Source organism: Acidobacteriota bacterium, assembly GCA_004299485.1.
Classification (GTDB): Bacteria; Acidobacteriota; Terriglobia; order Terriglobales; family SCQP01; genus SCQP01.
Genome location: SCQP01000016.1, coordinates 188,485 through 212,979, shown reverse-complemented (window position 1 = coordinate 212,979; position 24,495 = coordinate 188,485). Strand labels below are relative to the sequence as shown.

General features: G+C 64.3%; 25 protein-coding genes and 2 pseudogenes. 14 read left to right on the top strand and 13 right to left on the bottom strand.

Annotation, left to right across the window (positions count from 1 at the left end):
* Window positions 1-4 precede the first annotated feature (4 nt).
* Complete coding sequence (moeB, locus tag EPN33_12245) at window positions 5-1,177, top strand: molybdopterin-synthase adenylyltransferase MoeB (protein TAN21386.1); 1,173 nt, start codon at window positions 5-7, stop codon at window positions 1,175-1,177.
* A gap of 26 nt (window positions 1,178-1,203) precedes the next feature.
* Here the strand turns inward: moeB and thiD are convergent, their stop codons facing one another.
* Window positions 1,204-2,088, bottom strand: coding sequence for a bifunctional hydroxymethylpyrimidine kinase/phosphomethylpyrimidine kinase (thiD, locus tag EPN33_12240; GenBank protein TAN21385.1), 885 nt, complete (start codon window positions 2,086-2,088; stop codon window positions 1,204-1,206).
* A 67-nt stretch (window positions 2,089-2,155) separates the two neighbouring features.
* Between thiD and EPN33_12235 the strand changes: the two genes are divergently transcribed.
* Window positions 2,156-2,908, top strand: coding sequence for a nucleotidyltransferase family protein (locus EPN33_12235; GenBank protein ID TAN21384.1), 753 nt, complete (start codon window positions 2,156-2,158; stop codon window positions 2,906-2,908).
* Here EPN33_12235 and EPN33_12230 read toward each other — a convergent pair.
* Window positions 2,903-3,997, bottom strand: coding sequence for an AI-2E family transporter (locus EPN33_12230; protein ID TAN21383.1), 1,095 nt, complete (start codon window positions 3,995-3,997; stop codon window positions 2,903-2,905). The two genes, EPN33_12235 and EPN33_12230, sit on opposite strands and share 6 nt — an antisense overlap.
* A 2-nt stretch (window positions 3,998-3,999) precedes the next feature.
* Here EPN33_12230 and EPN33_12225 point away from each other — a divergent pair, with 2 nt between their 5' ends.
* Window positions 4,000-4,815 (top strand): tryptophan-rich sensory protein, encoded by an 816-nt coding sequence (locus EPN33_12225; GenBank protein TAN21382.1) that lies wholly within the window; start codon window positions 4,000-4,002, stop codon window positions 4,813-4,815.
* Here the strand turns inward: EPN33_12225 and EPN33_12220 are convergent.
* Together EPN33_12220 and EPN33_12215 are read right to left on the bottom strand one after the other, a co-directional pair.
* Complete coding sequence (locus tag EPN33_12220) at window positions 4,803-5,186, bottom strand: type II toxin-antitoxin system VapC family toxin (protein ID TAN21381.1); 384 nt, start codon at window positions 5,184-5,186, stop codon at window positions 4,803-4,805. The genes EPN33_12225 and EPN33_12220 overlap by 13 nt on opposite strands.
* Entirely contained in the window at window positions 5,183-5,434 is a 252-nt protein-coding gene (locus EPN33_12215; GenBank protein ID TAN21380.1) for a ribbon-helix-helix protein, CopG family, read from the bottom strand. Before EPN33_12215 ends, EPN33_12220 begins: the two co-directional genes overlap by 4 nt.
* A 43-nt stretch (window positions 5,435-5,477) precedes the next feature.
* On the opposite strand from EPN33_12215, the gene EPN33_12210 reads away from it, so the two are divergent.
* From EPN33_12210 to EPN33_12195, 4 genes are read left to right on the top strand one after another with little or no spacing between them, the layout of a single operon-like run.
* Window positions 5,478-6,638, top strand: coding sequence for an aminotransferase class V-fold PLP-dependent enzyme (locus tag EPN33_12210; protein ID TAN21379.1), 1,161 nt, complete (start codon window positions 5,478-5,480; stop codon window positions 6,636-6,638).
* Between the two features lie 11 nt (window positions 6,639-6,649).
* Complete coding sequence (locus tag EPN33_12205) at window positions 6,650-6,859, top strand: hypothetical protein (protein TAN21378.1); 210 nt, start codon at window positions 6,650-6,652, stop codon at window positions 6,857-6,859.
* Between the two features lie 37 nt (window positions 6,860-6,896).
* Window positions 6,897-7,361, top strand: a complete 465-nt coding sequence (locus EPN33_12200; protein TAN21377.1) for a GatB/YqeY domain-containing protein — start codon at window positions 6,897-6,899, stop codon at window positions 7,359-7,361.
* 3 nt (window positions 7,362-7,364) lie between these two features.
* Window positions 7,365-8,117 carry a hypothetical protein gene (locus EPN33_12195; protein TAN21376.1) on the top strand — a complete coding sequence of 251 codons (753 nt, stop codon included), beginning with the start codon at window positions 7,365-7,367 and terminating at the stop codon, window positions 8,115-8,117.
* On the opposite strand, the gene EPN33_12190 is transcribed toward EPN33_12195, so the two are convergent.
* Window positions 8,000-8,725: an HAD family hydrolase gene (locus EPN33_12190; protein TAN21375.1), complete on the bottom strand. Its 726-nt coding sequence runs from the start codon at window positions 8,723-8,725 to the stop codon at window positions 8,000-8,002. The two genes, EPN33_12195 and EPN33_12190, sit on opposite strands and share 118 nt — an antisense overlap.
* 71 nt (window positions 8,726-8,796) lie before the next feature.
* On the opposite strand from EPN33_12190, the pseudogene EPN33_12185 reads away from it, so the two are divergent.
* From EPN33_12185 to EPN33_12175, 3 genes and pseudogenes are all read left to right on the top strand, one after another.
* Window positions 8,797-9,615 (top strand): annotated as a pseudogene (locus EPN33_12185) (serine/threonine protein kinase).
* Window positions 9,616-11,558: 1,943 nt separating this feature from the next.
* Window positions 11,559-12,383 carry a phosphatidylinositol kinase gene (locus EPN33_12180; protein ID TAN21374.1) on the top strand — a complete coding sequence of 275 codons (825 nt, stop codon included), beginning with the start codon at window positions 11,559-11,561 and terminating at the stop codon, window positions 12,381-12,383.
* 10 nt (window positions 12,384-12,393) lie between these two features.
* Window positions 12,394-13,203: a DUF3037 domain-containing protein gene (locus EPN33_12175; GenBank protein ID TAN21373.1), complete on the top strand. Its 810-nt coding sequence runs from the start codon at window positions 12,394-12,396 to the stop codon at window positions 13,201-13,203.
* A 32-nt stretch (window positions 13,204-13,235) separates the two neighbouring features.
* Here the strand turns inward: EPN33_12175 and EPN33_12170 are convergent, their stop codons facing one another.
* Window positions 13,236-14,126, bottom strand: a complete 891-nt coding sequence (locus EPN33_12170) for a VWA domain-containing protein (protein TAN21372.1) — start codon at window positions 14,124-14,126, stop codon at window positions 13,236-13,238.
* A 245-nt stretch (window positions 14,127-14,371) separates the two neighbouring features.
* Complete coding sequence (locus EPN33_12165; GenBank protein TAN21371.1) at window positions 14,372-15,634, bottom strand: hypothetical protein; 1,263 nt, start codon at window positions 15,632-15,634, stop codon at window positions 14,372-14,374.
* Window positions 15,635-15,664: 30 nt separating this feature from the next.
* Between EPN33_12165 and EPN33_12160 the strand changes: the two genes are divergently transcribed.
* The 3 genes from EPN33_12160 (at window position 15,665) to EPN33_12150 (ending at window position 18,902) form a co-directional block, all read left to right on the top strand.
* Window positions 15,665-16,339 (top strand): ABC transporter ATP-binding protein, encoded by a 675-nt coding sequence (locus EPN33_12160; GenBank protein TAN21370.1) that lies wholly within the window; start codon window positions 15,665-15,667, stop codon window positions 16,337-16,339.
* Complete coding sequence (locus EPN33_12155; GenBank protein TAN21369.1) at window positions 16,272-17,552, top strand: tRNA 4-thiouridine(8) synthase ThiI; 1,281 nt, start codon at window positions 16,272-16,274, stop codon at window positions 17,550-17,552. Before EPN33_12160 ends, EPN33_12155 begins: the two co-directional genes overlap by 68 nt.
* Window positions 17,553-17,684: 132 nt before the next feature.
* The gene (locus tag EPN33_12150) at window positions 17,685-18,902 is read left to right on the top strand and encodes a DNA (cytosine-5-)-methyltransferase (GenBank protein ID TAN21559.1); all 1,218 of its coding nucleotides are present in this window, start codon (window positions 17,685-17,687) and stop codon (window positions 18,900-18,902) included.
* Here the strand turns inward: EPN33_12150 and EPN33_12145 are convergent.
* Window positions 18,828-19,253: pseudogene (locus EPN33_12145) on the bottom strand (very short patch repair endonuclease). The gene EPN33_12150 and the pseudogene EPN33_12145 overlap by 75 nt on opposite strands.
* 134 nt (window positions 19,254-19,387) lie before the next feature.
* On the opposite strand from EPN33_12145, the gene EPN33_12140 reads away from it, so the two are divergent.
* On the top strand, window positions 19,388-21,223 hold the full coding sequence (locus EPN33_12140; protein ID TAN21368.1) for an ATP-binding protein: 1,836 nt from the start codon (window positions 19,388-19,390) through the stop codon (window positions 21,221-21,223).
* 44 nt (window positions 21,224-21,267) lie between these two features.
* Here EPN33_12140 and EPN33_12135 read toward each other — a convergent pair whose 3' ends face one another.
* From EPN33_12135 to EPN33_12115, 5 genes are all read right to left on the bottom strand, one after another.
* On the bottom strand, window positions 21,268-22,317 hold the full coding sequence (locus EPN33_12135) for an EscU/YscU/HrcU family type III secretion system export apparatus switch protein (GenBank protein ID TAN21367.1): 1,050 nt from the start codon (window positions 22,315-22,317) through the stop codon (window positions 21,268-21,270).
* 3 nt (window positions 22,318-22,320) lie between these two features.
* On the bottom strand, window positions 22,321-23,088 hold the full coding sequence (locus EPN33_12130) for a type III secretion protein (protein ID TAN21366.1): 768 nt from the start codon (window positions 23,086-23,088) through the stop codon (window positions 22,321-22,323).
* An 11-nt stretch (window positions 23,089-23,099) separates the two neighbouring features.
* A complete protein-coding gene (locus tag EPN33_12125) occupies window positions 23,100-23,369 on the bottom strand; it encodes a flagellar biosynthetic protein FliQ (GenBank protein TAN21365.1) in 270 nt (89 codons plus the stop codon).
* A gap of 51 nt (window positions 23,370-23,420) precedes the next feature.
* Window positions 23,421-24,086, bottom strand: coding sequence for a flagellar biosynthesis protein FliP (gene fliP, locus EPN33_12120; protein TAN21558.1), 666 nt, complete (start codon window positions 24,084-24,086; stop codon window positions 23,421-23,423).
* 136 nt (window positions 24,087-24,222) lie between these two features.
* Entirely contained in the window at window positions 24,223-24,489 is a 267-nt protein-coding gene (locus tag EPN33_12115; GenBank protein TAN21364.1) for a hypothetical protein, read from the bottom strand.
* Between the last annotated feature and the right edge of the window lie 6 nt (window positions 24,490-24,495).

Below are 24,495 nucleotides of genomic sequence, written 5' to 3'. Positions count from 1 at the left end.
ATTTATGGCTACCGCGACCATGCCCGATCTCAGCAACGATGAGATTCTCCGTTACAGCCGTCATCTGATCATTCCGGAAGTCGGAATGGACGGGCAGCGCAAGTTGAAGGCGGCGCGCGTGCTCACCATCGGCGCAGGCGGGCTGGGCGCGCCCGTGGGCCTGTACCTGGCCGCTGCCGGCGTGGGCACCATCGGCATCGTCGATTTTGACGTGGTCGATTTCACCAACCTGCAGCGCCAGGTTATTCACTCGACCGCCGATGTCGGCCGGCCGAAGCTGACCTCGGCGACCGAGTCCATCTGCGCCATCAACCCCGGCGTGGAAGTGGTCGGTTACGAGACCAGGCTCGACAGCAGCAACGCGCTGGAGATCTTCCGCGGCTACGATCTGGTGATCGATGGCACCGATAACTTCCCGACCCGCTATCTGGTCAACGACGCCTGCGTGCTCAGCGGCATTCCGAATATCTACGCCAGTATTTACCGCTTCGAAGGCCAGGCGTCGGTGCTGGCGCTGCCCGATGGCCCCTGCTACCGCTGCTGGTATCCCGAGCCGCCGCCGCCAGGCTTGGTGCCAAGCTGCGCCGAAGGCGGCGTGCTCGGCGTTCTGCCCGGCTTGATGGGCATGATCCAGGCGACCGAGGCCGTCAAGCTGATTTGCGGCATCGGCGAGCCGCTGAAGAACCGGGTGCTCTTATTTGATGCCCTGCAAATGCGCTTCCGCGAGCTGAAGCTGCGCAAGAATCCGGAATGCCCCGTCTGCGGCACGCACCGCACCATCACCAAGCTGATCGACTATCAGGAGTTCTGCGGTATTCGCGGCGAGGAGAAAACGCCCACAGCCGCCGACGCCGCCCAAGTGCCTGAAATCACAGCCACAGCGCTGCAGGCCGAGATCGCCACCGGCAAGGCGCCGTTTATTCTCGATGTGCGCGAGCCGCACGAGTGGCAGATCGGCCGCATTCCCGGCGCCGTGCTGATTCCGCTGGGCGAGCTGCCCAAGCGCCTGAACGAGCTCGACAAAAGCCGAGCTATCGTGACCCAGTGCCGTTCCGGCGCGCGCTCGCTCAAAGCCGCGCATGTCCTGCTCGATGCCGGCTTTGCCAACGTGCGCAATCTGAAAGGCGGCATCCTCGCCTGGTCCGACGAAGTCGATCCCAGCGTGCCCAAGTATTAGGCGGTCGGCGGCGGCGGCGCGAGACGCTAGCGGGTGGTGTAGCTGGGCTGCGGCGCCGGATCGACGTTGCGCGAGGTGGGGGCTTCCTGCAGCCGGTAAAGGTGATTCAGCGGTCCGGGGCCAGGGCCGATGGCGTAGGACTGCTTCAGCGCCGCCGTGAGATAGGCCTTGGCCATGACCACGGCATCCTGCACCTGCTTGCCATTGGCGAGATTGGCGGCCAGGGCGGCGGAAAAGGTGCAGCCGGTGCCGTGGGTGTTGGGCGTGCGCACCCGGTCGGCGGTGAGGGTGACGAACTTCTCGCCATCGTAGAGCACGTCGGAAGGCCGCTCCGCGTGGCCGCCCTTGATGATGATGTAGCGCGGACCCATCGCGCTCAGCTTTAACGCCGCTTGCTCGAACTCTGCGGGTTTGGTCGGCCGGATGCCGGTCAATGCCTCGGTCTCATCTAGGTTTGGCGTGAGCACGTTGACCCGCGGGATAAGCTGTTTGCGGAGCGCCTCCCAGCCGCCTTCGTCCATCAAAACCGTGCCCAAGGAGGCTTGGCGCACCGGATCGAGCACCACCCACGGAAGAGGATGCAGTTCCAACTGCCGCGCCACCGCTTCCACATTGGCGCGGTTGCCGAGCATACCGATTTTCACCGCGCGGGGTGACAGCTCGCTCAGCAGGGCCTCTAGCTGGCGTTCGAGCATCTTCGCCGAAACCGCTTCGTAAGCCTGTACGCCGCTGGTGGTTTGTACGGTAAGTGCCGCGATGCAGGCCAGGCCATACGCCTGATTGGCGGCAATCGCCTTGATATCGGCCAAAACGCCGGCTCCGGCGGTGGGGTCAAAGCCGGCAATCGTCAGCACCAGTGGAGGCGCGGCAGGCAAAGGGGCCATTACTTTTGTGTAGACCCAAAGGCCCATGAATGCAAGAAATTTCTAGGCAGGCGGGACAACCGCCAGTGCCGTCGCGCCACTCTGCAAGGACTACATGTTGGGCATCATACCGGCTGCCGGCAGCGCCACCCGCATGCAGCCGCTGGGCGGCTCGAAAGAACTCCTGCCGCTGGGGCGTCACCCGGCGGCCGGCGAACGCGCGGGTGCTCTGCGCGTGGTGTCAGAGTATCTGTTGGAGCGCATGCGGCTGGCCGGCGCCGACCGCGTCTGCTTCATAGTGGCCGGTGATAAACCGGACTTGCTTCGTTTCTATACGCACAGCGCCTGGGCGGAGCAGATTTTTTTTGCGCTGCAGCCGGAGCCGGCCGGACTCTGCGATGCAGTGTTCCGGGCCGCGCCGCTGGTGCGGCCGCAGGAGCCGGTGCTGATCGGCCTGCCGGATACGGTTTGGTATCCGCGCGCCGCGTTTGCAAACGCGGTGCGTGAGGATGTTCATGTGATCACCTTTCCGGTGGCCCGCCCGCAGGAATTCGACGCCGTGATTGAAGCGGCGCCGGGCCAGGTAGCGCGGGTCGAGGTGAAGCGGCCCGGGAGCGGCACGCGGCGGGTGTGGGGCGCCATTACGGCGCCCGGCGAGGTCTTTCTGCGGCTGCACAAATTCTGGTGGACCCGGGGCCGGCAGGAGCAGTTCCTGGGCGATTTGTTCAACGCCTGGATCGCCGCCGGCGAACGCGTCAGTTGCGACCGCCAGGGCACGCACTACTGGGACATTGGCACGCCCGCCGGCTACGAGCAGGCGTTGGCCGAGCGCGTCTGGGAAGAACCAGAACCGCAGCGGGCCTCATGAGGCCGGCTCAATCGGAGGTGGCGGTGGGGGCGTGCTGGAAGGCAGGATGATGGATCGTTCGCCTTGAAACGTGCGCCAGCGCGTCCAGGCGGCGCGCAAAATGGCCAGGATGGGAACGGAAAGATAGACGCCAATAATGCCGGCAATTTCCGCCCCGGCCAACACTCCAAACAGGACCGCAAGCGGATGTAGTTGCACCCGGTGGCCGAACATGCGCGGCGACAAGTAGTAGTCCATGAACAGCCGCCAGGCCCCGATGAACAGCGCCACGAAGATCACGTAGGGATATCCGGAGAAGAACGCCACCGCCAGCACCGTGACGGCGCCGATCAGTGGGCCGACAATCGGAATGAAATCCAGCAAGCCTGTGGCTACGCCCAGCGCCACCGCATACGGAATCCGGAACGCGACAAAGCCTCCGACATAAACCAGCAGCGTCAGCACCGCGAGGATAATCTGGATGCGGATGTAGTTGGCGAGCACATCGTGCATGTCCTGCAGCAAGTCGCGGACAAACGACCGCTGGCGCAGGCGATCGAGCTGGTCGAGGATAGCCTGAGCAAAGCGCCCGCCGCTGAGCAGAAAGAAGATCGCCAGTACGGGCACGAGCAGCACCCAGATGATGTTGCGGCCGACGCTGGCGAAGGCGGACAACATCTCCAGGATCCAGCCGGAGATTTCATGCTGGTGGCTGGCCAGAAACTGCTGGACGCGCTGTTCCGTCTGCGGATTCCAGTGCCGCAGCCGCGCGATCTGCTGCAGCAGCTCCCCGCTGGTTATGCGGTGCATCAAGGCCGGAAGCGAATCGGATAGCCGGCCCGCCTGCCGGAGGATTTGCGGACCAAAGACGGCAAAAAAAAGACCGATGGCCACAGAGATGAGGATGTAAATCGTTAGAACCGCGTGCCCGCGCGACAGCCGCGCCCGGTGCTGCAAACCGGATACCGCCGGCTCCAGCAGGTAGGCGAACATGATGGCGAACAGAAACGTGACCAGCGTGTGCCAGGCGAAGTAGATAAACAGCAGCGCCAGCGCATACAACAGGACGGTCGCCAGGGCCCGCGCGGTGCGGGCATCAAACAGCAGCATTGATGGGCGCGGGCCCCTGCGCGGCTGCGCCGCGCGTCCCGCTTGTGCTCGCGCCGGACTGGGGACCCCGTGAGCCCCAATCCGGCGCTGCGCATGGCTGTGGCCGGGATGCGTTGCCTTCCCGAAACCGGCCGCCCTTGGTAGTTCTGCAGCTTTTTCGGCCAGCTTTGCTCACGGCGCAAAGCGGCGCGACCGGCTGGAGGCCGGCTTCACCCGATTTCAGCAGTGCGATCATGATGGAGAGCACGGCCATGGCAATCATAGCCCTACAAAGTTGGATGCTGCTGCTGTTCGTGGTGGTGAATTTTGCCGTAGCCGGCGCCGGGGCACGCATCGGCGGGCGCAACCATTTCACCGAAATCTGGTACAACAGCCTGCGCAAGCCAGCGTGGTATCCCGCGGAATGGGTATTTGCGCCGGTCTGGAGCGCGATTGCCGCGGTCACCGGCGTTGCCGGCTGGGCCATCTGGGGCCAATGGAGGAACGGTGCGGCCGCCACGGCACTCGTGCTCTACGGCTTTTGCCTGGGATTCAATGCCGTCTGGCAAGGGGTGGTGTTTGGCTTGCGGCGCCTGGGGAAAGGAGTAGCGTTCGCCTGGCTGCTCTGGGGCACCATCGTCCTCACCATGCTCTATGCCGCAGCCGATGGCACCTGGACCTGGCTCTGGCTCCTGCCCTATTGGCTCTGGGTCGGCTACTGCCTCCGGCTCAATCACGCACTGTGGGTGCGCAACCGCGTGCGCGCCCTGCCGCCTTCATCGCTGGAGCCGGAAGTCTTGCCCGCGGCTTCCCCGGAGCCACCACCTCAAACGTCGTAAAAGCGCAGCTCCGGCATCGGGAAGTGCCGACGGTTGCGCGTCCAGAAATTGAGCCTTTGTGTAACCGCCACACTGGCGATGAGCGCATCGGGCAGCTCCAGCCCGTGGCTGGGAGCATAGCGGCGCATCAACTCGCCCGCCAATTCTCCCTCCTCGCGATCCAGCGGAAGGCAGGTCAACTCCGCCAGGAGCTGTCGCAGGGCTTCGCGCTCCGGCGCCAGAACGCCGCGCCAAAGCTCTGCCACGTTGATGGCGCTCGTAGCGATCAGATCCTCGCGCTGACTCAGATCGTGCCAAGCCTGAAGTAGGATCCGATTACGCCCCCGAAAAACCTCGATCAGAATATCGGAGTCGACCAGAATGCCTGTCATCGCAGGCGTTCAGCACGGGTGTTGCGGCGCATCGAGCGGATATATTCGTCGGTATCGGGCAAGTCGGTGCGGTCCTTCCAGATGCCGACAACGGCTTCCATTGCTTTGCGCCGCCGTTCGAACGAACTGACGTATTTTTCCCGCAGTGCCTTACGCACGAGATCCGACACGGTCGTGTGTCGTGCGCGTGCCTCCGTGCGGAGCCGATCCCAGAGTATTTCATCGAGGTAGAGCTGCGTGCGCCTCATGGTGCATAGCATACACCGCTGCAATTGACCCAGTGGAGCGGGTATGCTGAAGGGGATGGCGCCGCAACCGATCTATCTCGACAATCACGCCACCACGCCGGTAGACCCGCGGGTGTTCCGGGCGATGGAGCCTTATTTCACAAGTGAATTCGGCAACGCGGCCAGCAACAGCCATGCCTATGGATGGGCCGCCGCGAAAGCCGTGCAGCAGGCGCGGACGCAGGTGGCGGTGCTGATTGGCGCCGAGCCGAAAGAGATCGTTTTTACCAGCGGTGCGACGGAAAGTGACAACCTGGCCATTAAAGGCGTGGCGGACTGTTGTCGCGGCAAAAATGCACACATCATTACCACCAACTTCGAGCACCATGCGGTGCTCGATCCGTTTATACGGCTGGAGCACGAGGGCTTTGCCGTCACACGGTTGGCAGTCGATCACGACGGCCGCATCCGGCTGAGCGAGCTGGAAGCGGCGCTGCGGCCGGAGACTGTGCTGGTCAGCATCATGGCGGTGAACAACGAAATCGGCACGGTACAGGATATGGAAGCCATCGGTGCGCTTACCCGCGCCCGCGGCATCGTCTTTCACTCCGACGCCACACAAGCGGTGGGCAAAATGCCGGTGGACGTGAAGCGCTGGAAAGTGGACTTGCTGTCACTTTCGGGCCACAAGATGTACGGGCCCAAAGGCGTGGGCGGCCTGTTCGTGCGCTCGGGCGTCAAGCTCATTTGCCAGCAGGATGGCGGCGGGCATGAGCGCGGCATGCGCTCGGGCACGCTCAACGTGCCCGGCATCGCCGGCCTGGGCGCGGCGGCGGCTATTGCGGCCGAGGAGCTGCCGGAAGAGAGCCGCCGGATCGGCGCGCTGCGCGACCGGCTGCGGGATTTGATTCAGACGGGAGTTGAAGGCGTAAAAGTCAACGGCAGCCAGACCCAACGCGTGGTCCACAACCTTCATCTAACCTTCCCGGAGGTGGATGCGACCACGCTGATGATGAGCATGCCCGAAGTCGCCTGTTCGTCCGGCTCCGCCTGTACGTCCAGTTCACGCAATGCCAGCCACGTGCTGTTGGCCATTGGGCTGAGCGAGGATGAGGCCCAGCGCTCGGTTCGTTTTGGCCTCGGCCGCTTCACCACGGCTGAGGAAATCGATCGTGCCGCAGCGCGTGTGGTTGACGCGGCACGGCAGTTGCGCGCTCTCGCTTAGGCGCCACCACCATGGCCGATGTGCTCAGTTGGGACGACGCCGACGAGATTGCGCAAATCCTGCGCGCGCGCTTTCCCGATACCAACCCGGAAACGGTCGCCGAATTGGAGATCGCCCGCTGGGCGCGTGAAATTCCCACGCTCCAGGGCAAGCCGGCGCCGGGAGAGAGATTTCAGGCGCAGGTCGAGAACATCCGGGCCGCATGGTCCCGTGCCGCGTGAACTGTAAGCTGTAAACTGTAAGCTGTAAGCTTGCGTTATGGCCCTCTCCGAACAGATTCAGCAGGACCTGGTCGCGGCGCTCAAGGCGCACGACGAGCTCCGCTTGTCCACGCTGCGCATGATGAAGTCCGCGCTCCAGTACCGTAAAGTCGAGACGGGGCACGACCTGGATGATGCTGAAGTTCACAAAGTGCTGGGCACGATGATCAAGCAGCGCGAGGACTCGGCCGAGCAGTTTACCGCCGGCGCGCGGCCCGAGCTCGCCGCCAAGGAAAAAGCCGAAATCGTCATCATCGAGGGCTATCTGCCGCGGGCGCTGTCGCCGGAAGAAATTGAAGCCACCGTCCGGGCCGCGATTGCCGAAACCGGCGCCGCCAGCCCGAAGGATTTGGGCAAAGCCATGAAAGCGGCCATGGCGCGCTTCCAGGCCAACCAGCAGCGGGCCGACGGCAAGCTGGTCCATGCCGCTATCACGCGCCTGCTCAGCGGCCAAAACGGGTAATTCATGAAGCCGCGCTGGAGTACGCGCCTGCTCCGGGAGCTGGCCTTCATCGTCATTATTGGCACCCCCGTGCTGTTGTTTTTTCTGGTGATGGCGCCGCGTTCCCATGCGGCGCACCTGCTGCGGCAGTTGCGCACGGTGCAGGTGGAACAGACGCGATTCACTGCCATTGAGGCCTTGGCGCGCGCGTACGGCGATTCCGCCGCCTGCGTGGGCGACAACTGCCTGTTCCAGTTCCAGAACGCCTGGCTGCACTGGCTGCGGCTGGCGCCACACACCGAGTTCAGCGTCATGATCCGGCGCGAGGGCGGCGCCAGCGACCCCGGCGGCGGCGTGGTCGGCTCCATGGATATGGCCATGCTGGTTAGTCCCAATACGTACACCAACCGCGGCGGCGCCATCGCCAGCGCCATGGTCTTCGACCATATGGACGCGGACGGCCTGCCGCCTTACGACGCTGCGATTACCTTCGACAGCAAGGGCCAGCCCGGCCGCACCGTGGTGCGCATGTCGCCGCGCGCCAGTGCCGGCGAGCAGCGCCGGGCGCACGAGTTCAACCTGGGCTGCCTGACGCGCGTCGGCGGCTGCCGCACCAGCCGGCAATTGCTGCCGGCGGTGTGGCGTGGCGTGCGCCGCATTCAGACGGTGCGGCTCGCGCCGCCCTTACGCGGGGCTGCGCCCCGGGCCTCCCGTTGGTCGGCCTCCCCGCGGCCGAGGCCGTTAATCACATCGCAGACCGCGGCGGCCGTGAACTGAGCCCCTAATTCCCGGAAGCGGCGCTCGAGATCGCTCGCCGGCAGACAAATCCCGATGAAGGCCACGCCGGCAGCGGCAGCGCAACGCGCGTCGTCGACCGTGTCGCCGATATAGAGGCGCGCGCCGAGCCGGCGCAACCCCTCGGGATCGGGCTTGGCGGGAGCATCCTCCAGCGCGACCATCTCGGCAAACGCGCCGGCGGCACCGCAGTGCCGCAGCGTAAATTCGGCATCGCGGCGCGGCCGGCCGGTGAAAATGGCGAGGCGGTAGTGTTCTGCGAGCTGCGCGAGCTGTGCCGGCGGCAGCAGCCAGGATTCGCGGTGAATGAGTCCCTCCGGACCAAATACGCCTTCGCCAGGCGCGCCCCGGTAAATTTGGCTGAACACCTCGACCACGCGCTCACGCGCTACCGCAATCCCTTGCTGCCGTAGCAATTCGCGCGTCACATCCCAGTCGTTATTGAACCCGCCTGCCAATTTGAGGCTGACAATTTCGGCATCCGCCGCGGGGCGTCCGCCCAGCGCCTCCAGCGTGCGGCCAATGCAGGTGCGAAACGACGCCGAGACATCCACCAGCACCCCGTCGAGATCAAAGACCAAAGTATCCATCGAGAGAACTTATACTGTAGGGCATCGTGGAGCAGCGATATCGCATTTTAGGCAAACTGGGCGGCGGCGGCATGGGTGTGGTCTATAAGGCCGAGGACACCACCCTGGGCCGGTTCGTGGCGCTGAAGTTCCTACCGGACAACTTGAGCCAGGATGCCCAGGCGCTGGAACGGCTGCGGCGCGAGGCGCGGGCGGCGAGCGCGCTCGACCACCCCAATATCTGCACCGTTTACGACATCACCACCCAGGATGGCCAGCTCGCCATCACCATGCAATTCCTCGAGGGCACGACGCTCAAAGGCAAGCTGACACGCGGCCAGCCGCTGCCGGCCGATACCGTCGTGGACCTCGCCATCCAGATTGCCGACGGCCTGGCGGCGGCGCACGCCAAGGGCATCATCCACCGCGACATCAAGCCCGCCAACATTTTCGTTACCACGCGCGGGCAGGCGAAAATTCTCGATTTCGGCCTGGCAAAGCAGCAGGCGCTGGAGCCGGGCGCCGCCGATCCGGAAGCGCCGACCATCGCGGGACCGCCCAGCGACCTGACCTCGCCGGGCACAACCCTCGGCACCATCGCCTACATGAGCCCGGAGCAGGCGTTGGGCGAGCCGCTCGACGCCCGCACGGATTTGTTCAGCTTCGGCGCGGTGCTGTATGAAATGGCCACGGGCCGATTACCGTTTGAAGGCCAGACCACGCTGGCGGTATCGGACGCGATTTTACACAAGGCACCCACGCCACCCGAGCAATTGCATCCGCAGATCCCGCCGGAGCTGGCGCGCATCATCGAGCGCTCACTCGAAAAGGACAAAGCCCTGCGCTACCAGAGCGCGGCCGACATGGAAGCCGATCTGCGGCGGCTGAAACGCGATACCGACTCCGGCCGCGTGAGCTCCGCCGTGCGGGTCGCGCCGGCAGCGGTGCGCCGTCGGCGCTGGTGGATTCCAGGCGCCATAGCGGCGGTGGTGATTGCAACTGGGCTGGCGTTCGTCTTCACCCGCCGTGCGCCGGCGCTGACCGACAAGGACTCCGTCCTGCTCACCGCCTTCAGCAATACCACCGGCAACGCCGCCTTTGACGGCACCTTGCGTACCGCGCTCGCGGTCAGCCTGTCGCAGACGCCCTACTTCAATGTCGTCTCCGATCAGCAGATCGCCAGCACGCTGGCGCTGATGGAGCAGCCGGCGAATGCCATCGTCACGCCTGCCCTCGGCCAGCAGATTTGCGCGCGCGATCAGATAAAAGCGATGCTCGAACCCTCGATTGCCAGCCTCGGCAATCAGTTCGTGATCACGCTGCAGGCGGTCGACGCGGCTAGCGGCAGCACGCTGGCGGAAACCCAGGCGACAGCAAACGGAGAAGGCGAGGTGCTCGGCGCGCTCGATAAAGCCACCGCGCGGCTGCGGGGCAAGCTGGGCGAGTCGTTAGCCTCGATTCACCAATTTGATCAGCCGCTGGCCATGGCTACCACCTCATCGCTGCCGGCACTGAAGGCGTTTACCCTCGCCGGTCAGGAGCTCGGGCAGGGCGAGTATGGGAAGGCGGTGACGGCGGCGCAACAGGCGGTCGCGCTCGATCCGAATTTCGCCATGGCCTACCGGGTTCTAGCCACAGCGTACGATGACGAGGGCGGTCTGCAGAAAATGCTGCCCGCAATGCAGCAGGCGTTTGCCCTGCGTAATCGCACCAGCGAACAGGAAAAGTTGCTAATTGCCGCCAGCTACTACGAATTGTCGGGCCAAATCGACAAGGCAATCCCTGCGTATCAGCTCTATATCCAGACGTACCCACGCGACTTCCGCGGCCAGAACAATCTGGGTGTTGCGTACGCCCAACTGGGCCAGGCGAGCAACTCGCTCACGCCAGCACTGGCCGCAATCCGATTGCAACCACAAAATGTTCTGGCTTATTCCAATGCCGCCTTCGCATATCTCGCACTCGACCGCCCGGACGAAGCTAAATCCATTCTCGACGAAGCACTCGCGCGCCACGTGGATAAGCCATTCATCCACATTTCGCTGGCCCTCGTAGCGTTGGCTGAAGGCGACCATGCGGGTTGGGTGCGGGAAGTGGCGCTGGCGAGCCGTACCTCGGGCGGCAAGCTTCAGATGCTGGCCTATGAGGCCGATATTGCTGCCATGCACGGCCAGTTGGCTGAGGCCCATGCTCTCGACCAGCAGCAAGATCAGATCGGCGCGCAGATGGACAATCAGTTTGTTGGCGACCAGAACGCCGCCTATGAGGCCGCAAACGAAGCTGCTGTCGGGCTAGTGGCCACCGCGCAGCGCGGTATCGCGCCTCTGGTGCGTTCCCAGGACCCATCGGTGCAGGACACTGTCGCTTGGACAGCGGCGGTGATCGGTGATACGGCCACAGCCGAGCGCCTTGCGGCCGAGCTGGCGCGTTCCCAGCCCCTGAGCATTTTCGTGAACTCGATCCAGGTGCCGGATATTCAGGCATGGATTGCGCTGAAAAAAGGCGACGCCAAAGCTGCCGTCGCAGCGGCGCGAAAGGCCGAGCCCTACGACGGAGGCTCGATGACGTCGCTCTACACCCGCGGCGCCGCCTTCCTCGCGGCCGGCAACGGAAGTGCAGCCGCGAGCGCATTTCGCAAGTTGCTGGCACTGAAAGGCATTGCGCCGGAAAATTCCGATGCGCTCGCCTGCGGCCTCTCGCAGCTTGGCCTCGCGCGCGCGCTCGCGCTGCAGCACCAGACCGCGGCCGCCCGCACGGCCTACCAGGACTTCTTCGCGCTCTGGCAACACGCCGACCCCGGCCTGCCCGTCGTCGCCCAGGCGAAAACCGAGTACGCCCGGCTACACTAGCCGTAGTGCCAATCGTCGCGGTAGAACATGTGCGGCCGATGCGGGGCGGAGCGCAATCGCACCTGATGCGCTGCGCCGACGGGCATTTCTACGTCGTCAAGTTCGTGAACAATCCGCAGCACCGGCGCGTGCTGGCGAATGAGTGGCTGGGGGCGCGGCTGGCGCGCGGACTCGGCTTGCCGGTACCGCCGGCGGCGATGATCGAAGTGCCGGAGGAACTGATTGCCGGCTCGCCGGGACTGCGGATGCGCATCGCCGGTCAGATCGTGCCCTGCGCCAGCGGCCTCCAGTTCGGCTCGCGCTTGCCCGCCGATGACCCCTATGCGCCGATTTACGACTACTTGCCCGAGCCCGGTCTGCACCTGATTGCCAATCTGGAGAATTTTGCCGGTTTTCTGGCGTTCGATAAATGGACGTGCAATTGTAACGGGCGGCAGGTGATTTACTGCCGTACGGGTCCGCACAAGCCGCTGCGCGCCTGGATGGTGGACCAGGGCTTTTGCTTCAATGCCGGCGACTGGGATTTCCCCGACAGCCCGCTGCGCGGGGTGTATTGCCGCAATGTGGTCTACGCGGGCGTGACCGGGTGGAAATCGTTTGAGCCCTGGCTGACGCGGCTGGAGCAGTATGAAGAGGCAGCGATCTATGCCGCTGGCGAAGAGATGCCGCCGGAGTGGTACGGCGACTTCGACGAGCTGCAGGCGCTGCTGGGGCGGCTGGTGCGGCGGCGGCCGCGCGTGCGCGAGTTGATCTGGGAGGTCAAACTTTCCCCCCGGGCCCCGTTCGACAACTGGCGCGATATGGCCTTCGAGGCGGCGGGAGGGCGATAGAGTAAGAGCCATGCTGCGGGCCTGCCAATACGTACTCATCCGGCTGGCGCCGAATCCCATCCGGGACGAAGCCGTCACCGTGGGCGTAGCGCTATTCGATGCGCGGCAGGGAGGGTTCACGGGCGTGCGGCTGCTGCCCGACCTGACCCGGGTGCGGCAGCTTGCGCCTCAGTTTGACCCTGCCGTGCTGGAAGGACTGGAGGCCGACCTGTTGCTGCGGCTGCGGACCAGCGAGCCGGCCTGGCTGTCGCGGCAATACTTCCTGGAGCTGGCACACGAAACCTTCAGCCACACGCTGCGGCTGAGTGATCCGCAAACGGTGCTGACCGCCGATCCAGCCACCGAGCTGGACCGCCTGTACCAGCAATATGCCGCGCCGGTAAGCGCGATTCCGGACGCCGAGGCCGCCGTCGCTCGCGGCGCGCGCCGCCGGGTGTTGCTGCATCTGCGGCGCATCTTTACCGAAGAGCGCGTGCTGCGGCACATGCAGCGCAACGTGAGGGCCGGCGAATGGCTGGCGACGCCCGACCGCTTCGCGTTCGATTTCCATTACCAGGAGCGCGGCGGTCAGCAACACCACGTCATCCAGGCGCTGCCCTGGGCGAGCGGCGAAGGAATGGTCAAAGAATTGTGTTTCACCGTCGAGCGCGTGCGCCGGCATCTGGGCCCATTCGACGTGGCCGCCTTTCACGATGACGCGCCCGACGAGGAAGCCGCCTACCTTGCGGCGCTGCTCAGCGAAGCCGGCGTCCGGCTGCTGCCGCTGGCCGAAGCGGCTGCCGAAGCCGGCCGTATCCGGGCAGCTCTCGGTCTGCGCTGACTGTAAGCTGTGAACTGTAAGCTGTAAGCTTTTTACCGCCAGTACCCGCGCCGCGTCACCGCATGCAGGTGCTTGTGCTGCGGATCGCGCACCACGACGCGAATGGCGTGAAAGCCGGGCGCGGTCTGGCTGGAGCGGTAGACAAGACTGTACTGCAGACGGATGTCCTCCGCCACCTTGCGGGTAATATCGTTGACCTGGTTCAGGTTCTTGGGGAAGTACGCCAGGCCGCCGGTCAGCTCCGCAATCCGGTTCAGCACGCGTGCGTTGTCGCGCCGCACCCAGCCGCTATCTTCGTGATCGCTCAGGCCGATGCAGTAGATCAAGGGCGCATTCTGCACCCGCAGAATCTGCTCGGTTTGCTCGAGATTGTGGCCGCTGGCGTCGTCGGCGCCATCGCTGATCAGCAGGATGACTTTCTTGGTGTTTTTGCCGTAGCGGTTCAGGTACTCGACGCCGCGAATGATGGCGTCGTACATCGCGGTGGCATAGTCGGGATTGATTTCGCCGAGTCCCTGCTCCAGCGCCGCAATACTGCCGGTGAAGGGCGCCACCAGATGGTACTCGTCGTTGAACTTGACGATGAAGGTCTGATCGTCGGGATTGCCGGCACGCACGAAATTCAGCGCCGCGCGGTCCACCTGCTCGCGCTTGGAACGCATACTGCCGCTGTTGTCCACCAGAATGCCGGCGGAAACGGGCGCATCGCCACTGGTAAACGAATCCAGCGTCTGCGCGGCGTCATTATCGTAAACCGTGAAATCGGACTGCGGCAGGCCGGTCACGGCGCGCCCATGCTGGTCGAGCACGCTCACCTGCGCCAGCACTTCGCCGACATCGGCGCGAAAGATAGGCACGCTCTGCTGCTGTGCGAACGCAGCGGTCAGAAGGAGCAGGAAGATGGGGAACAGCCGCCGAGCCATGAAGCTGAATTGATTATCGCATTCCGGCCTGCCCGCACCCTCCGCACTCGGCACGAAATCCCAGTGCTGGGGCTGATGATGGATGTCAAGTGGCTCGCCACTTTTTGCCCGGGTCGCTCCCGATGGTCGCTTGGAGTGCGGGTTTCGATTCCCGGCAGGGTCCGCCCGCTGGCGCTCAGGGCGCCTCCAAGCTGCCGCCAGCTGCCACCGGTGCTGTACACCGAAGATCGATCCCACGGCCAGATCTATGGAAGCGTGCTGGCCGTGAGTCCGTTTGCGGGGGCGTAGCGGCGGGGCAGCCGGGCGGAAAGATTCTTGAAGGCGGGATAAGCGGCCACGAAGGCCAGCGTCAGCACGAAGCTGGAGTAGCTGCGGATGAAGTAGCCGTGGAACACCCAGGCTTGCAGCGCCAGCGTGCCCGCCGACAGCACGGCGCAGCCGGCCAGCACCGGCCAGGCGTTCTGGCGCTTGGCCCAGCGCTGCAGCCACAAGCCCGCCCGCAGCAGCAGCGCGGTCAGCACAAGCGACGCCATGAGCAGGCCGAGGCCCTGCGGCAGCCAGATTTCCAGTACGCGGATCACCAGGGTTTGCAGAATGTAGAACACCAGCGAATTGGCGCCCCAGTAGCGGAGTTCTTTCCACGGCGCGGGCTTGCCTAAAGCAAAATCAGCGTCCGTGTATCCCGCTCCGAGAGGGAGCGTGCGGCTTTTCCTGGGGTCAAAGCCGCAGGCGGTCTGGCCCGCCGGGCCATAGCGATGCTGATTTTGCTTTGAGCGCGCGCGCGGCCGGTGTGCAATCCAGTAGCGGAACAGATCGAGCAGCAGCGTGGCGTAGGCCACGCCCAGCAACCAGTAATCGGCGCTCATCCAGAATTTGTCGAAAACGAAACCGCGCGTGGCGACCACCGCGCCCAATGCCAGCAGTGCCAGCAGCGCCACGCCGAGGCGCATGCGGCGGCGGGGATAGCGTTTGAGGTGCGCGCCCAGCAGGTAAAAACTCAGCCACGGCAGCAGCGGAAACAAGCCTGGCGACAGGAAAAACGACGACACGCCGCCGGCGCTTGTTTTCCAGTAGTACACGTGCGCATTCAGGAAGTGGATCAGGTAAGGCAGCGGGAACAGCCAGGTCCAGAAGCGCGGCAGCATCCAGCGCAGCACCAGCATCGCCAGCATCGCCATGCCGGCGCTCTGGAAGACATCGGCCTGGCCCAGGGTGCCATTCACGTAGTTGTTGGCGAAGCCGGCGAAGATCAGAAACAATCCGTTGGCGGCGATGCGCAGCTCGTCCCCGCGGTCGCGCGCGGCGATGTGCCAGAGGTTCATGCCCGTGGAGGCAAAAAACAGCACCGCGCCTTCGGTGCCGATCTGCAGCCAGGGCGCGTGCGGGAAGGGCACATGCGCGATGACCATCAGCAGGCAGGCGAAGCCCTTGATCATGTCGACCGCAAAATCACGTTCGGCGGCGACAGCAAGCGGGCGCGGAGCGGGGTAGGTTACAGCTAAGGCCATGCGAAGCAGGTACTATATAAACTCATTCTCATGCCTACGATTGTGCGGGCCGAAAAAGTTACAAAAATATACCCCGTCGGAGAGATTCAGGTGGCAGCCTTGCGCGGGGTGACGCTGGCGGTGGAAGCGGGCGAGTTTGTCTCCATCGTGGGGGCTTCGGGCAGCGGCAAAAGCACCCTGCTGCATATTCTGGGAGGGCTGACGCAGCCCACCCGTGGCCGCGTCTTCATTGAAGGCACGGAATACGGCACTTTATCCGATGGCCAGCGGACGGCCCTGCGGCGGCGCTCGATCGGCATCGTCTTTCAGAAGTTCAATCTGCTCCCTACCTTAGATGCCGCCGCCAACATTGCGATTGCACGCGAAATTGCCGGCGCACCGGCGATTCCCGACGGCTACGAACAACACCTGGTGCAACTGCTGGGCATCGGCGAGCGGCTGCATCACCGTCCGACGCAGCTTTCCGGCGGCGAGCAGCAGCGGGTAGCGATCGCCCGCGCGCTCATCAACCAGCCCCGTATCCTGCTGGCCGATGAGCCCACCGGTAATCTCGACTCGGTCAACTCGGAAGCCGTGCTGGGCGTGCTGCTGGAGCTGAACCGGACGCTGGGGCAGACGATTCTGATGATTACGCACAATGCCGCTGCAGCCTCCATTGGTAACCGCGTGCTGCACATGCGCGACGGTCTCATGGTTGAGGATTAGCTCTCAGTCGTCAGTTCTCAGTTGTCAGTTTATGGAGTTCCTGCTGCATGGGCACGAGTTCAACCTGAAAGGGGCGAACCGGGGGTTTTTCACCTCGCGCCTGCGCGCCAATCTTGAACTCATGCTCGAAGGCTGCGGCTGCACTATCGGCATGCGTGGCCTGGGATTGCTGGTGAGCTGTCCGATCGAGCACGCTGCCGCAGTGCGCGCGCGGCTGCAACGGGCGCTGGGCGTGCAGACCATTACCGCAGGGGAGCGCACCGAGCCGGAGGCTGGCGCGATTGCGCCGGTGGCGCTGGCGGCCATTGCGGCGCAGCGGGGGCCGACGTTCGCGCTTGACGTCCAGCGGCCGGATAAAGCGCTGGCGCTGCGGTCCTATGACGTCGCCGTCGCCGTGGGTCGCTATATTGAAGAGCGGCTGGGCCTGCCCGTCGATCTGGAGCAGCCCGCGCGGAAATGCACGATTCTACTGAGCCGCAAGGGCGCGCTCGTAAGCCGGGGCGCCGAGACCGGCCCCGGTGGCATGCCCGCCGGAACCGCCGGACGCATGGTGGCGCTGCTGTCGAGCGGCTTTGATTCCCCGGTCGCCGCCTATCGCATGATCCGGCGCGGCGCCCGCGCCGGCCTGCTGCATTTTTACGCGACGCCACCCGCCGGCCAGGGCTCGAGTGTGCCTGCCGTCGAAGCGCTGGCGCGCCAGCTCACCCGTTACCAGCTCCACACGCGGTTGTATCTGTGTCCCTTCGTGCCGGTGCAGCAGGCCATTGTCGCGGCGGCGCCCAGCCGCTTCCGCGTGCTGCTCTACCGCCGCATGATGCTGCGCATCGCCGCCGCCGTGGCCACGACCGCCCATGCCCACGGGTTGATCACCGGCGACTCGCTCGGTCAGGTCGCCAGCCAGACGGTGCTGAATCTTGAGGCGGTCAGCGCCGCGGTCCGCTTGCCGATTTATCGCCCCCTGATCGGTGACGACAAGCACGCCATTCAGGCGGAAGCGCGCGCCATCGGCACCTTCGCCATCTCCAGTGAGCAAACAGAAGACTGCTGCAGCGCCTTCATGCCCCGCAGCCCCGCGTTGTCCAGTTCGCCGGACGAGCTCGCGGCCGCCGAGCGTGACCTGCCCACCGACGAGCTGGTGCGCGCTGCCGTCGACGGCATTCAAACCGTCCGCCTCAAGCTTGCCGGTGGGGAGCCAGCCACCGCTGCCACCTGACTCCCTCTGCGCGGTAAAATTGCTAAAATCGGCTCGCCACTGCGGCCCGCAGGAAGTAACCTTGAGGAGGATCGCTGACGTCCAATGAAAGCTCCGACCACGACATCTCAGGACCGCTCGCGCGAGCCGGGCATTACGGCCGTTGAACTCTGTGTTGGGGCCGGTGGCCTGGCTCTCGGTGCCGCGCGGGCCGGCATATCTAAGCAGGTTCTCATCGACAACGATCCGCGGGCCTGCGAAACTCTCCGCGAAAACTTGAAGGCACTTGTCTCCGTCCAGTCGAGCTGGAGCATTTGTTGCGAGGACATTTCGGGGTACGACTTCTCACAACACTCGGGGGTTGACGTTGTCATCGGCGGACCGCCATGTCAGCCATTCTCCCGCGGCGGAAGCCGCCGTGGCTGGACGGACAAACGCGAAATGCTGCCCCACCTCGTGCGGGCTGTCCGCGAATGCCACCCGCGCGGTTTCCTGATTGAAAATGTTAGGGGGCTCCTGGACCCCCCATTCAACGATTACTTCACCTACGTTACCCTCCAACTCCAGTTTCCAGGTGCCGAACGAAGACGGGGGGAACGATGGCGAGAGCACAGAGCGAGGCTTCTTCGTTTACAGGCCCGAAGATCTGCCTCCGAACCTCGGTATAACGTAACCTGGCGGACTCTGAACGCGGCCGACTACGGGGTGGCTCAGCGCCGCGAGAGGGTTTTTGTCGTCGGGCTTCGCGCCGACATTGCGGAGACCTTCGCCTTCCCCGAGCCGACGCACACGCGCGAGAAGCTCATTTTCGAGCAATGGGAAACTAGCGAATACTGGGATCGCCATGGCGTGGCAAGGCCGGGGCGGCTTTCGCGCTCACCACGGCTGGGGACCGACTGTCTTCCGCACGATTCTCCGCCCCTGGGCGCGGCCTGGCGAACGGTACGCGACGCGATCGGCGACTTGCCGCGATTGAGCCGAGGCCGTGCGTCGCGTGGGATTGCGAATCATTGCCTCAATCCCGGCGCACGCTCGTACGCGGGGCACGAGGGTAGTCAGTTGGATTGGGTCGCAAAAACGATCAAGGCCGGGCGCCACGGCGTGCCCGGTGGAGAAAATACCCTGAGCATGCGCGGCGGACGCGTGCGTTACCTCTCAGTGCGCGAGTGTGCGCGCCTCCAGTCGTTTCCCGACGACTGGGTATTCAGCGGCTCTTGGTGCTCCTGCATGCGCCAAGTTGGGAACGCCGTCCCAGTGAGCCTTGCCGAGGCGGTCGCGGTACCGCTTGTCGCCGCGTTGAAGGGCCCGGCGCAACCGGCTAGCCCAAAATGCGCCCTTGCGAAGCCCGTGCTCCCAAATTCGAAGCACTGAGACTCCCTCGGCCCGTAAACGCCGAGCCACCCAGCGGTCTCGCCGGACATTAGACTCGATCTTTTTGCGCCAGAAGGCTTGGCGCGCATATGGGAGCCTCCGCTGACACCTTCCGCACCCGTGCCAGAAGCAGCCGTCAACAAACAGTGCGACCCGCGCCGCCGGGAAGTAGAAGTCGGGTCGGCCTATGACTCCGAGCGGACGAACACGCCAGCCCCGGAATCGGAGCCTCACCAGGCACATCCGGACAAGCACTTCGGTCGAGCGGTTACCGCCTGACCGAACTCTCGCCATCCGCTTCGAGCGATTCTCAGCGCTCAGCGGGTCGTGCCGCTTGACTGCACCACTCATTTTGGCTACCCTCAAAAGAGTCCCCGGACTTCGGCGGGATTGGCCGACTGCCTTAGCATTCTTCCATAACCGCCTTGGCTTGGGACACTTTTTCTATTCGCGGCCGCTTAACCTTCCGCGAAAGAGGAGACATCATGACCAACCCTGCCCTGAAGCCCCCCAAAATAGTCGGCGAAACCCTGGAGATGAAGGTCGCCAACATGACGTTCATGTTGGAGCGGCTTGCGCAAGACTGCGCGCCGCTGCAGTTTATCCGCGAGCTGACGGAAAATGCGATCCAAGGCGTACAAGCCGTTGACGGCGGTCGCGGCGAAATTCGCTGGGACTTTGACCGTGTACGCTACGAGCTCGAGCCGAAAGAAGGCTACAAGCTCGCAGTCATAGACACGGGCATTGGCATGACCGGCCCGGAGATGGTTGAGTATATCAACCAACTTTCCTCGTCGATGCACGCCCAATCCAAGCACGGTAACTTCGGAATGGGTGCTAAGATCGCCGCCGCCCCCAGGAGCACCCACGGCCTCGTGTACCTGAGCTGGAAGAACGGCCAGGGATCGATGATCCACCTTTGGAAAGATCCTACGAGCGGGGCCTACGGTCTTCGCCGACACCCGAACGGCGAGTTCTGGCTACAGATTACGGACGACATCAAACCGGATCCAATCAAGGGACACGGAACTGCCGTTATCATGCTCGGCAACAATTACGATGAAAACACGATGAACGCGCCGCCGGAGGCCCAAATTCCATCGCGCTGGATCACGCGTTACCTGAACGGGAGGTACTTCAGGTTTCCCGAAGGCGTGACCGTAAAGGCTAGGGAGAACTGGTCCGCGCTCGATGACAGCCACAACATGCTCAGGAAAGTGACCGGGATGGAGGATTGGCTCAAGAAGAACTCATCCGAGTCGGGGGTCCTGAAACTCAAGGACGCCAAGGCGCTGTGGTGGATACTGAAGGACAAGGTCGACGACTCTGGTAGCCACCCGGCCAACGGGCACTGCGCGGCCCTCTACGACGACGAGTTGTACGAGATGACGGTTGGTCACCCAGGAGTGATTCGACTGCAGTCGTTCGGAGTCATTTTCGGGTATAACAAGGTGGTCATATACGTGGCCCCTACGCAGAACGAAAGCGGCGGCCTGACGGCCAACACTGCCCGAACCCAGCTTCTCGTCAGTGGACAACCCTTGCCCTGGGCCGAGTGGTGTGCCGAATTTCGCGAAAACATGCCAGACCCAATATCGAGACTGATCGACCGGGTTGCGGCGGGCGCGGGGAGCACTGAAAGTGCGGCGTCAATTCGTGAGCGTCTGAAGCAGATTAGGGATTTGTTCAAATTCAGCCGCTACCGCCCCGCGTCCTCGGGCAAATTTGTCGTCGAGGACGATTTCACGAACGCTGGCGGGATGGCGCGTCGGGACGGTGCTGGAGCGGCCGGCTCGGGTGCAGGTGGAAGCTCGCAGAGAGGCAACGGTGGGCGCGCCGGCGATATCTACTCGCTGTTTGCCGGTACGGGCACAACCCCGGCGGAGGAAGTTGCGGGTCTCTTCGACCCTCAGGTGAAGTGGGTCTCGGTAAAGGATGGCTCGCGCACGAGAGACTTCCTCGAGGACCGCGCGGCAAAGTACCTGGCGCTCTCAAACACTATTCAGGCAAACGCGGATTTTAGGGTGTTCACGGACATGACCGCCCGCTGGTGCAGGCAGTACGGCCACGTTCCGAGCGCGGAGCCGGTGATCGAGTCGGTCGTGCGGGAATGGTTCCAGCAGCAGCTGGTCGAGGCCGTTCTGGGCGCACTCGCTCTCCGCAGGTCCGGGAACTGGAGCGAGCAGGAAATCGAGCAGCTGTGGTCCGAAGAAGCGCTCACGTCCGCGGTGCTTCCCCGGTACCACATCGACGAGCGCGTCAAGCGCGCACTCGGCGGCAAGTTGGGAACCCTGAAGGACAGAGAAGCGTCGACTGCGTAGCCGCCCGCAGACGAGCGCGCGTTCTGGATCTCCGGTGCGGCGCTCTAGCCCGCGCGCCAGCGCGCCTGGCGGTGCAGGAAGGCGAGAATTTCGGCGACCGCGGTGTAGAGGCGCCCGGGGATGGGCGCGCCGATTTCGACATAGCCATACAGGGCGCGCGCGAGCGGGCGATCCTCGACGATGGGTACGCCGCTGCGCACGGCCAGAAAGCGGATGCGGGCCGCCACCAGATTACGCCCTTTGGCGACCACCACCGGCGCCGCCATCACCGCAGGGTCGTAGCGCAGGGCGACGGCGTATTCGGTGGGGTTGACGATCACCACGCTCGCGAGCGGCACATCGCGCATCATGCGGCGGCGCGCCATCTGCCGTTGAATGCGGCGGACGCGGCCGCGGGTTTCCGGATTGCCCTGCGTCTCCTTGTTATCTTCTTTGACCTCCTGCTTGGTCATCTTCAGCGACTGTTCGTGCTGGAGGCGCTGCAGCAGGTAATCGGCGCCGGACCAGATCAGCAGCACCAGGCCGCCGCGCCAGGCCATGGCCATACACAGCTTGACCGTCCAGGCGAGCGCCTCCGGCACGCTCATGCTGCCCGACTGTATCAGTTGATTCCAGCTTCCGGCGAGCACGCTCCAGGTGAGCCAGGCCATCACGCCCGCGGGAATAATCGACTTCGCGGTTTTGCTCAGCGTCGCCGGCGAGAAGATGTTCTTGACGTTCTCCACCGGCGACAGCCGGCTCAGCTTGGCCAGCGCCTTGCCGGAGAACACAAAGCCGCCCTGAAACGCCACCGCGGTGCCGCAAATCCAGGCGGCCGCGGCCATCGCCGCCGACCACTCCAGCGTCAGCAGAAAGGTCGAGCGGAACTGCTGCCAGCCGATCAGCAGCCCGGGCGTGGTGGCCTGTTGCAACAGCGCCGCCATCAGCCGCCGCCACTGCGCCACGCCGCCGCTCGAACCCCAGGCCATGACGGCGATGGCGGCGAGCAGGCCGACGGCGCCGGGCAGATCGCGGCCGCGCGCGACCTGGCCTTCCTTGCGCGCTTCTTCGCGCCGGTGGGCTGTTCCTGGTTCTGTTTTTTCGGAGTTCGCCACCGCCTATACCTTGTGCGCGTTTTGCAGAAAGAAGCCGATGGCGCTCTGGAACTGCGGCCCCACCAAACTCGGCCAGAAGCGCAGGGCGGCAACGAGCACGGCGTAGCCGACCAATTGCTTGACCGGAATGCCGACATACATCACCGGCAACTGTGGCGCAATTTTGGAGAAAAAGGCCAGCGTGACGTCGATCAGCAGGGTGGCGATGAGGATGGGCATGACCAGCTCCAGGCCCCAAATCCAGAGGTTGCCGGCAAAGTGCAGCAGTTGCTGGCCGGTGAGCGCCGCAAGGCTGGTGCCCAGAGGCAGCTTGGCGAAGCTCGAGAGCAGCGCCAGCAAAATCCAGCGATGCACACCCATCTCCAGGAAAATGTAGAGCACCACCAGGCGATGGAAGGTGGTCATGATGGTGCTGCTGGCGCCGGTGGTGGGATCGATCGACGTTTCCAGACTCAGGCCCAACTGGAAGCTGGCCACTTCACCGGCGAGGATCGCGCCTTCAAACACCACCTGCGCGGCCAGACCCAGAAAGGCTCCGATAATCAACTCCGACAGCGCATCCCCGAACAGATCGAGCACCGTGCGATGCGGCATCACGGGCGAGGTAATGGGCAGCAGCAGCGCCGTCAGCGCGATCACCAGCGCCGCTTTGACGCGCGCCGGTACGGCCGTTTCGCCAAAAAATGGCGCGGCGATGAGCAGGCCGCTCATGCGGCAGGCGATCAGCAGCGCCGGCACCACGTAGGCGATCCACTGGGTGGGGATGGTCACCGGTGCGCGCCTCAGTGCAGATAGGGGTAAAAGTCGGCGAGCAGGCGGAGGGTGAAGGACACCATCTCGTGAAACATCCAGGGCGCCAGAAAAAAAGCGCTGATGGCGACCGCGGCCAGGCGCGGGACGGTCGAGACGGTGGTGTCCTGAATCGACGTCACCACCTGCAGAATGCTGACCACCAGGCCGATGACCGTGGCAAAGATGAGGATGGGCGCGCAGATCAGCAGCGTGATGTCCAGCGTCTTGCGGGCGAGTTCAACGGCTTGATCGGGGTTCATGGAGGTCGGTCGGTGTTTCGGTCAGTCGGTCTATCGGTCACGTAAGCGTCGTCACGCAAAGCTGTGGAGCAGGGAGCCAACCAGCAGATGCCAGCCGCCGGCGGCTACGAAGACGAGGAGTTTCAGCGGCGTCGAGATCACCACCGGGGGCAACTGCAGCATGCCGACCGCGGTCGTCACCGAGGCCACCACCATGTCAATCGCCATGAACGGCAGGAACAGCACCACGCCAATCTGGAAGCCGGTCTGCAGCTCGGAGACGATGTAGGCGGGAATGACCACGCGCATGGGCAGCGCCTGAGCGTTGGCCGGTCGCGGCATCCTGGCCGCCGCGGTGAACAGCGCGAGGTCGTTTTCGCGCGTGAAATGCAGCATGAAATCCTTAACCGGCACGCTCGATCGGTCGAGTGCCTGGGTGATGTTGATGCGGCCGTTGTTGTAGGGAACGACCGCGTTCTGGTAAATCTGCGCGCCCACCGGCTGCATGATGAAGTACGTCAAAAACAGCGTTAGCCCGATGAGAATCTGATTGCTGGGCGCGGAGTTGGTGCCCAGCGCCTGGCGCAGAAAGTGAAACACCACCAGCAGGCGCACGAACGGCGTCATGGAGACCAGAATGGCCGGAATGAGCGTGACCAGCGTGAGAATGACGACGATCGTCCAGGACAGGTCGTTGTTCATGCCGGGCAGGCGCAAGCCGGGGGCTTGCACCAGCATCGCCGCGGGTGCGATCACTGCAGGGCTTCCTTTGGCGCGGGCACCCAGCGCGGCTCTGCCGCGCGGCCCGCTTGTGCTCGCGCCGGGCTGGGGGCCCCATGGCCCCAGCCCGGCGCTGCGCTGTGAGTTGTGTGAATCACTGGAGTTCTCCGCCCGCTTGGCTGGATGACGGCGGCGTCTGCAGGAAATCGTCAAAGTCGTGTTCGCCGAGTTCGGTGAGCAGCGAGAGGGAATGCGTGGTCGCGCCTACCAGCAGCTCGCGGCCATCGACCGAGAGCAGCCCGATAAAACGGCGCTCGCCCAGCGAGAGGGTTTCAATCAGCCGCAGGCGGCGCTGACGGCGGTGATGCGGCCGGGCCAGCCAGCGGCGCAGATCAAAACCGTGCATGCTGTGGGTTGCCATGAGATC